This window comes from Chitinimonas violaceus (assembly GCF_052601015.1).
Window position 1 is genome coordinate 1 of the sequence record NZ_JBQXDJ010000183.1, and the last position, 1,101, is coordinate 1,101.

Consider the following 1,101-nt stretch of genomic DNA (forward strand, 5'->3'; position numbering starts at 1 on the left):
GTTACGCAGCAGCCGCGAGAAGCAGCTGTAGCTGATCATAAGCCGCGCGGGAGGCGTTGATCAGTAACTTGCGGCAAAGCGCGAATGGGTTCTTCTGCGTCTTGACGCTCAAGCATTCAAGCTTGAAGGCTGCGCAAATCGTCATGAACACATGGTTGCTTTGGGTCCGTACCGTTCGCGTAGGTGACTTGGCCAAGCTGGCATTGGACTTGAGTGACTTGTGAAACACCTCCACGGCCCACCGTTTCTTATAGGTCGTGGTGATCGCGTTGTAATCACAACTCAAGTCACTGCAAACCAGATGCAGCGTGGCCGTACTGCCGTCTTTGTGTGTAAAGACTTGGCGCACCAAAAGGACCTCGTACCCTTCGCCCTTGAGGTAGCCGCGAATGCAGCCTAGCTCTGGAAAATTCAGCTCATCTACGCGCGTAAAACGCTTGGCTTTTCGGTCTTGTTCGGTCAAGGCAATCAGTCGGTTGTTCTTGAGCGCCGCAACAAAGTGTTTATCTCTAGATCGGATGAACTCAAAGTTTTCCGATGCCGAGAACCAGCTGTCCATCAGCACATAGCGAAACTTCACGCTGTTGTGCAGGCAGGTCTGAATCATCTGGCGCATCAGCTCGTTTTTGGTCACTTCGCTCATTCGCTTGATTTGACGGGTCTGTACATCGCAATACTGCAGTGGCTTTTTGATCAGCTCAAAGGCCACTGGAATAGATGTCGCGCCGTTATGGTACAAAGCATTGAGCAGGTTGATGCCACGCACATTGCGGCCGCTGGCGTGATCGTAATGCCAACACATCAGTTCGTTTTCATCGGTCCAGGCTTTCTCTTGGATAGTGTCGTCGAAAATCAAAACCGCCTCGTCGTGCTCAATCGAACGCACCATCGATTTGACCTGCCGCCATAAGTCCTTGGAGGTGTAATCGGTCTTGGACAGAAAACGCGTCACCTGGTCGTGGCTCACCGCACCATCTAGCATCGCCGACAGGCCGGTTGCTGTCGCCGCGCCAAACGTGCTGAGCAAATAGTCGGTGTACAAATCGAGTTCTTTGTTCTTCATGGCGACAGGTTATCGTATGCACTGCGTAACATCAGTTA

The 1,101-nt window shown here is 52.1% G+C and carries 1 protein-coding gene; it reads right to left on the reverse strand.

Annotation, left to right across the window (positions count from 1 at the left end; genetic code table 11):
• Nucleotide 1: 1 nt before the first annotated feature.
• The gene (locus ACUHMQ_RS20800) at nucleotides 2–1,063 is read right to left on the reverse strand and encodes an IS701 family transposase (RefSeq protein WP_445297350.1); all 1,062 of its coding nucleotides are present in this window, start codon (nucleotides 1,061–1,063) and stop codon (nucleotides 2–4) included.
• Nucleotides 1,064–1,101: the final 38 nt, after the last annotated feature.